The sequence below is a fragment of the Methylobacterium sp. J-068 genome, assembly GCF_022829445.1.
GTDB lineage: Bacteria > Pseudomonadota > Alphaproteobacteria > Rhizobiales > Beijerinckiaceae > Methylobacterium.
In genome coordinates this window covers 69,770-77,858 of record NZ_JAKSXY010000102.1, presented here as the reverse complement: position 1 = coordinate 77,858, position 8,089 = coordinate 69,770, and the positions used below count along the sequence as shown (strand labels likewise).

4 protein-coding genes are annotated in these 8,089 nt (G+C 72.4%); all 4 read left to right on the top strand.

The window, feature by feature from the left end; genetic code table 11:
• Nucleotides 1-325: phosphopantetheine-binding protein (locus tag MKK54_RS18105; protein ID WP_244012714.1), on the top strand; the 325-nt coding region annotated here is incomplete at its 5' end.
• A 5-nt stretch (nt 326-330) separates the two neighbouring features.
• Nucleotides 331-4,461 carry an amino acid adenylation domain-containing protein gene (locus MKK54_RS18100; protein ID WP_244012712.1) on the top strand — a complete coding sequence of 1,377 codons (4,131 nt, stop codon included), beginning with the start codon at nt 331-333 and terminating at the stop codon, nt 4,459-4,461.
• Between the two features lie 448 nt (nt 4,462-4,909).
• Nucleotides 4,910-7,138 carry a TonB-dependent siderophore receptor gene (locus MKK54_RS18095; protein WP_244012710.1) on the top strand — a complete coding sequence of 743 codons (2,229 nt, stop codon included), beginning with the start codon at nt 4,910-4,912 and terminating at the stop codon, nt 7,136-7,138.
• Entirely contained in the window at nt 7,132-8,079 is a 948-nt protein-coding gene (locus MKK54_RS18090; protein ID WP_244012708.1) for an ABC transporter substrate-binding protein, read from the top strand. The genes MKK54_RS18095 and MKK54_RS18090 overlap by 7 nt, the downstream gene beginning before the upstream one ends.
• Nucleotides 8,080-8,089: the final 10 nt, after the last annotated feature.

Genomic DNA, 8,089 nt, shown 5'->3' with positions numbered 1-8,089 from the left:
GCGGCCGGACGGATCACCGGACCAGCCGGATGCGCCCCTCACCCCCACCGAGGCCGCCCTCGCGGCGATCTGGAGCGAGGTCCTCGGCGTGCCCGACATCGCCCGAACCGACAACTTCTTCGAACGCGGCGGACATTCCCTGCTGGTGATGACCCTGAGCGCCCTGGTGCTGGAGCGCCTCGGCCGGCGGTTGCCCCTGCGCACGGTGTTCGAGCACCCGACCCTCGGCGCCCTCGCGGCGACCCTGGCGGAGCCCGACGACGGCCCGAGCGGCGGCGAGCGGCTCGCGGACATGGATCGCTGGCTGAACGAGATCGAAGCGTGACCGCCATGAGCACCTCATCCACGACCAGCGACGCCGTCCGCATCGCCCGGCGTTTTGCCGGACTCGGCACCGCCCAGCGCGCGGCGTTCCTCGAGAAGCTGGCGCAGAACGGCGTCGATTTCGCCGCGCTGCCCATCGTCGCCGTGGCCGACCGCGCGGCGCTGCCCCTGTCCGACGGCCAGCGCGGCTTGTGGCTGACCTGGCAGCGCGCGCCGGCGAGCCCGGCCTACAACCTCACGGGCCTCGTCGAGATAGACGGCGCCCTCGATCCCGACCTGCTCCAGGGCGCCCTCGACGACCTCGCGGCGCGCCACGAAACCCTGCGCACCACCTTCCTGGTCGATGCCGACGGCGTGCCGCGCCAGCGCATCCACCCCGCCGGGCGGGTTCCCCTGGACCTGCACGACCTTCCGACGCCGGAGGCGAGCGAGGCTCGGGCGGCCGCGTTCGCCCGCCTGCCGTTCGATCTCGAGCACGGCCCGCTCCTGCGGGTGGAACTGCACCGCCTCGGCCCGGATGCGCAACGGCTGGTCGTCGGCCTGCATCACATCGTGGCCGACGGCGGTTCCGTCGGCCTGCTCCTGCGCGACCTCGACGCCCTCTACGCGGCGCGGCGCGACCGTGTGCCGGACGGCCTACCGACCCTGGCGGTCCAGTTCGCCGATCATGCCGCCTGGCAGCGGAGCTGGATGGAGGCGGGCGAGGCGGCGCGACAGGCCGCCGCCTGGCGGGATGCCTTGAGACCGGACGAGGCACTCGACGACGCGCCCATGGGCCTGCCCCTCGACCGGCCGCGCGGCCCCGTGCGCAGCGATCACGGCGGCACCCACGGCTTCGTGATCCCGCGCGAGACCGCCGAGGCCCTGCGGGATCTCGGCCGCCGCGCGGGGGCGACGCCGTTCATGGTGGTGCTCGCCGCCTTCATGCTCACCCTCGCCCGCCACGGCGACACCGACGATGTCCGCATCGGCACGCCGCTGTCCAATCGCGGGCGGCCCGAGACCCGGCCGCTCATCGGCTACCTCACCAACCTCGCGGTGGTGCGCGCCCGCATCGACCGGCGCGGCACGTTCGGCGACCTCGTCGGACAGGTCCGGACGGCGGTGCTGGAGGCGCAGGGGCGGATCGATCTCGCCTTCGACCGCGTCGTCGAGGCCGTGGCGCCGGTGCGCCGGCCGGGCGTGCACCCGCTGTTCCAGGTCAAGGTGACGGAGCAGCGGCGCGGTCACGCTGGCCTGCGCCTGGCCGGTCTGCCGATCCGCGTGCGCGGCCTCGACGGCGGCGGCGCCCATTTCGACCTGAGTCTCGACTTCATCGACGGACCGGACGGCATCGAAGGGCACCTCGCCTATACGCGCGACCTGTTCGATCCCGAGACCATCGCGGATCTGGCCGACAGCTTCGCCGCCCTGGCCGGGCACTTGGCCCGCGCCCCCGAGCGGCCCCTGACCGAACTGCCGGAGCCGGTACTCCCGTCGGACACCGCCCCGCGCGGGCCGGCCCCCGACGTGGTGGCGGCCTGGCGGGCGCGGGTTGCGGAGGCGCCCGACGCCGTCGCCCTGTGCCAGGGCCCGCGACGCTACACCCGACGGATCGTCGAGGCGGCCTCGGACGATCTCGCGCGGGCGCTCGCCGCCCAGGGCGTCGGACCGGAAGACCGGGTCGTCCTCCAGATGGGCCGGAGCCCCGAATGGGTCGTCGGCCTCCTCGGGGTGCTGAAGGCGGGGGCGGCCTATCTCCCTGTCGATCCCGAACTGCCCGAGGCCCGGCGCGCCGACCTCGTCGCCGATGCGGGCGCGCGCTGGCTCGTCACGGATTCCGACACGGGCGCCGATTTCGGCTGCGGCCGCATCCGCCTGTCCCTCGACGGACCGGCCCTCGTGCCGGACCCCGTGGCCGGCTGGGCGGCCCCGCCCGTATCGTCCGGGCAGGCGGCCTACCTCGTCCACACCTCCGGCTCGACGGGGCGGCCCAAGGGCGTCGTCGTCACCCGAGGCGGCCTCGCCGCCTACGTCCACGGCGTCCTGGAGCGCCTCGGGCTGCCGCCCGGCGCGCGCCTCGCCATGGTCTCGACGGTGGCGGCCGACCTCGGCAACACCGTCCTGTTCGGCGCGCTGGCGGGCGGGGCCGAACTCCACCTCATCGACCGCGAGGCGGCCTTCGATCCCGACGCCTTCGCCGCCTACATGGGCACGCACCGCATCGACGGCCTCAAGATCGTGCCGAGCCATCTCGGCGCCCTGCTCCAGGCCGGCGACCCGGCCGCGACCCTGCCCGAACGGGTCCTGATCCTCGGCGGCGAGGCGGCGCCGTGGTCCCTGGCCGCGCGCGTCGCCGCCCTGAAACCCGGCTGCCGGGTGATCAACCATTACGGACCGACGGAAGCCACCGTCGGCGCCCTGTGCCAGGACGCCGCCACGGCCCTCCGGACGGGCGAGTCGGTTCCCATCGGCACGCCGCTCGCGAGGGTCCGCGCCCACGTCCTCGACCCCGTCCTCGATCCGGTCCCCGTGGGCGCCATCGGCGAGCTCTACCTCGGCGGGGCCGGCCTCGCCCGGGGCTATCGCGGACAGGCGGCGGCGACGGCGGAGCGCTTCGTGCCCGACCCGTTCGGGCCGGCGGGCGGGCGGCTCTACCGCACCGGCGACCGGGTCCGGCGCCTGCGCGACGGCAGCCTCGCCTTCGTCGGGCGCCGGGACGATCAGGTGAAGATCCGGGGCCACCGGGTCGAGCCGGGCGAGGTGGCGGCGGCCCTGCGCGGCCTTCCCGGAATCGGCGACGCGGCGGTGGTCGCGCGGCCGGACGCGGAGGGCCGGATGCAGCTCGCCGCCTACGTCGTCGCCGGAGACTTGATCACCGGAGACTTGGTCACCCGAGATTTGGCGGACCTCGACCTCGCGGCGCTCAAGGCGCAGGCCGCCGCGCGCCTGCCCGAGGCATGGGTGCCCGCGACGTTCACACGCCTCGACGCTCTGCCCCTCACGCCCAACGGCAAGCTCGACCGTCGGGCCTTACCCGAACCCGCTCCGCCGAAACGGGCCGTCGCGGCGCCGCAGGACCCGATGGAAGCCGCCCTGGCGGCGATCTGGGCCGACCTTCTCGGCCTCGAGGCGGCCGGGATCGACCGCATGGCCGCCTTCACGGACCTCGGGGGCGATTCCATCCTCAGCCTGAAGATGCTGGCGCGGATCCGACGACAGGGAATCGCGGGCGGGCAGACAGTCTCGCTCGCCCAGATCCTCAACGCTCCGAACCTCGCGGCCCTCGCGGCCCGGATCGCGCCCGTCCCGGCGATGCCCGACATGGTCCACCTGGCGGAGGGGGGCGGGGGGGTGCCGCTCTATTGCGTGCCCGGTCTCATCGCCAACGCCACGGAATTCGCCGGCCTCGCCGCCGCCCTCGGCGGCCGGCGGCCGGTCCACGGCTTCGTCAGCCATGCCTATACCGACCAGCGTTGGCGCGGCTACGATGTCGCCGCCCTCGGTGCGGAGTACGCCGACGCCATCGTGCGGACGGCGCCGGGCGGGCGCTGTGCCCTGATCGGCTGGTCGTCGGGAGGCGACCTCGCCTTCGAGACCGCCCGCCGACTCCAGGGCCGGGTGGCAGTGGTGTTCCTCGGCCTCGTCGACGTGTTCGAATCCGTCCCCCTCGTGAGTCCCCGGCCCCTGATGCCGGAGGCGCGCGCCCGGGCGGCGCAGGCCCTCGACGCCTGGATCGGCCGCTCGACCATGGCCGAGCACTGGCGTCGGCTCCTCGGCCTCATGGACGCGGCCGAGCGCGAGGCCATCGAGACCTATCTCCTCGACGGCGCCGAGGCGCCGCCCTCCGACGGCCCGGGCCTCGACGCGCGCGAATTCGAGCTCTGGGCCATGCTGGAGAAGCGCGTGCGCGCCAGGCGCCACGCGCTCGAACCCCTCGGGGTTCCGGTCCATGTCTGGCAGGCGGAGCACTCCCTGGGGCGCAGCGAGCCCCTGCGCGACTGGAGCCGCCTCGCCCCGGTGGCGGCCTCCATCGCGGTTCCGGGGGCGCACCACCTGGACATCATCCGTCATCCTGGCTTCCAGGCAGCGGTCGCGGACGTCTTGGGGCACCTCGATTTGGGGCGCCTCGATTTGGAAGGCCTCGATGGTGGTTGAGTTCGACGCGAGCGCCGCCGCGCAACCCGGCGGCGCGGCCGGTGTGGCCGCAGGAGCACAGCCGATGGTTTTCCCCGACAAGCGGAACGGGCACGGAGCGCGTCCCGGGCGATCCCTCCGGTGTCAAAGTATCCCGAAAATCAGAGACTTAGACGATCCCGGCCAGAGCCGGGCGCCGAGGGAGAAACGAGAGATTAGAATCAATTCAAAACACTGATATTGAAGGCTATTTCGGGTTAAGCTAATGTTTATCAAGCAAAGATTTGGACATTCTAAGACATTGACCGGCCTCGAAGGCGAGACGGAGAATTAGAATACTTAAAAACAACGCCGTCGCGCAAGGGCGGGAGAGCGGCCTCGGCCGTGATCCCACGTGGCGATGACCGGCGCGTGGGCGGACCTTCCGAACGGGGGCGCCGACACGATGCGATCTTCCTGGGGTGTGGTGATGGACAAGACCGAGACGATAGCCCGCGCCATTCCGGCCCGGTTGCCCGGCCTCCTGGCCGGCGTGGCCTGGATCGCCCTGATCCCCGGCGCCGTCCTCATGCAGGGCGCGGCCCTGGCGCAGGGCACGGCCCCGGCGCAGGACGCGGCCTCGAGCGTGACCCTGGACGAGCTTCAGGTGGCCGGCCGGGGCGGCGGCATCGCCGTCGAGCGCGCCACCGGTCCCGTGCGCGGCTACGTCGCCACCCGCAGCGCGTCGGGCTCGAAGACCGACACGCCGATCATCGAGACCCCGCAATCGATTTCCGTGGTGCCGGCGCGCCAGATCCGCGACACCGGCGCCCAGAGCTTCACCGACACCCTCGCCTACACGCCGGGCGTGAGCGCCAATCCGGGCCTCGGCCGGACCTCGGACAGCTTCTTCATCCGCGGCTTCAACGTCGCCACGGGCAATGGCGGCCTCCTGCGCGACGGGATGAAGCTCTCGTCGGGCGTCTACGAGGGCACCCAGGAACCCTACGGCCTGGAGCGCCTGGAGGTGCTGAAGGGCGCCGCCTCGATCCTATACGGCCAGTTGACGCCGGGCGGCGTGATCAACGCCATCAGCAAGCGCCCCCTGAGCGAGCCCTTCCGCGAGATGAACTACACGGTGGGCAGCTACGGCCGGAAGGAGGTCTCGGGCGACTTCTCGGGGCCCCTGACGCCGGACGGCGCCTGGTCCTACCGCCTGACCGGCCTGTTCCGCGACAGCGGAACGTTCATCGACTTCACGCCGGACGACAAGCGCTACATCGCGCCCGCCCTCACGTGGCGGCCCTCGGCCGATACGTCCGTGACCCTGCTGGGCTACTATCAGGAGATCCGCACGGCGCACCAGCCGCCGCTGCCGGCCCTCGGCACGCTGGTCAACAACCCGCCCTTCGGCCGCTTTCCCGTCAACCGCTTCTACGGCGAGCCGAGCTTCGATAAGTTCGACAGCCGCTCGGGCGCCATCGGCTACCTCGTCGATCACGCCTTCTCGGACGCCGTGCGCCTGCGCCACGCCCTGCGCTACTATCAGGCCGGCGTGGACTGGGACTACGTGACGGTGCCGAGTCTGCAGGCGAACCGGCAGATCGTGAACCGCAGCGTCAGCTCGCGCAACGAGAACGCCACGGGCGTGACCAGCGACACCTCGCTCGAAGTGAAGTTCGCCACCGGCCCCGTGGCCCACACCCTGCTCACCGGCATCGACTATTACCGCGCCTTCCTGAACTCGGAGCGCTACCAGACCGGGACGGTCGGCTCCCTCAACGTCTACAATCCGGTCTACGGCCTGACGACGCCGCAGCCGAACTTCCGCGTCAACACCGGCTCGAAACTTCTGCTCGATCAGGTCGGCCTCTACGCGCAGGACCAGATCAAGTTCGACCGGTTCGTGCTGCTGCTGGGCGGTCGCCAGGACTTCGCCAAGACCCAGAACCTCGCCTACCTGACCGGCGCTCGGATCGAGCAGAACGACAGCGCCTTCAGCGGGCGCGCCGGCCTCGTCTACCTCGCCGATTACGGTGTCGCGCCCTACGTCTCCTACAGCCAGTCCTTCGCCACCTTCGCGCAGACGGATCGCGGCGGAAACCCGTTCCAGCCGACCACGGGCGAGCAGTACGAGGGCGGCGTGCGCTGGCAGATCCCGGACGCCGACACGCTCATCAGCGGCGCCGTCTACCAGATCAACCAGAAGAACGCCCTGGTGCCCGACCCGGTCAACACCGCGTTTTCGATCCAGACCGGCGAGGTGCGCTCGCAGGGCTTCGAGATCGAGGGCCGGACCAATTTCGGGCCGCTCCAGCTCGTCGCGTCCTATTCCTACACCGACGCGCGCACCACGAAGACGACGATCCCGGCCAACCTCAACCAGCGCATCGCGACGGTGCCCTACCACCTCGCCTCGGCCTTCGGCACCTACGACATCGGCGTCTTCGGCGTGCCGGGCCTGCGGCTGGGCGGCGGCGTGCGCTACATCGGCTCGGCCAACATCCCGGGCTTCGCCCTCGACACCAAGGAGACGACGCTGTTCGACCTCGTCGGGCTCTACGATTTCGGCGCGGCCGACCCGAGTCTGGCCGGCTGGCGGGCGCAGCTCAACATCCGCAACCTCGCCGACCGCATCTACGTGACCTGCGCGACGGGGTCGGCCTGCGTCTACAACGAGCCGCGCAACGTGTTCGGCACCATCTCCTACCGGTGGTGAGCGAACCGGCGATCACCCGACGGAGCCTGCTCGGCGGCCTCGCGCTCGGAACCCTCGGCGGTCCCGCGCGCGCGGCGGCCCCGCGCGTCGTCACCCTCGACGGCCTGTTCACCGAGACGCTCCTCGGCATCGGTCTCGTGCCCGTCGCGGCGGCGAACCGGCCGCTCTACGAGCGGCTGACCGCGCAGCCGGCCCTTCCGCCCGAGGTGGTGGATCTCGGGCCGCTGCAGGAGCCCAACCTCGAACTGCTGCGCCTCATGCGCCCGGACCTCCTCGTCGCGGCCACCTGGCAGGCGCAGACGCAAGGCGCGCTCGCCCGCATCGCCCCCGTCGCCGCCTTCCCGACGACGGCCGGCAACGCCCCCTCGCCGCTCGACCACCTCGACACCCTGACGCGCGCCCTCGGCCGCCGCGTCGGGCACGAGGCCCAGGCCGAGGCGCGGATCGCCGAGACCGGGGCGGCCCTGGCCCAGGCCCGCGCGACACTGGCCGGCCATCTCGGACGCCCGGCCTACATCTGCCGCCTGCGCGAGGATGGCCGCGTGGCGATGTTCGGCGCGCGCTGCACGGTCGGCGACGTCGCCGCCCGCGTCGGCCTCGCCAACGCCTGGAGCGGCGGCCAGAGCGGCAGCGGCACGGCCTTCGCCGGCATCGAGGATCTGGGCGCGAACCCGGACGCGATCCTCATCCATTTCGACCGGGGCCGCGAGACCGTCCGGGCGCTCGCGCGCCTCGACACGAGTCCGATCTGGCGGGCGCTCCCCTTCGTGCGCCTGCAGCGCGTGGTCGCGATGCCGGTGGTCCATCCCAACGGCGCCCTGCCCTCGGCCGCGCGCTTCGCCGGTCAGCTCGCCGCGGCCCTGCAAGACATCGACCTGCAAGACATCGATCGACAAGACACCGATCGACAAGGCGCCCAAGCCGGGACGAGACGCCGATGATGACCGGGCA

Excerpts from the sequence above, each read along its gene's own strand:
- MKK54_RS18100 (WP_244012712.1), top strand. The coding sequence starts at position 331 with ATGAGCACCTCATCCACGACCAGCGACGCCGTCCGCATCGCCCGGCGT.
- MKK54_RS18095 (WP_244012710.1), top strand. The coding sequence starts at position 4,910 with ATGGACAAGACCGAGACGATAGCCCGCGCCATTCCGGCCCGGTTGCCC.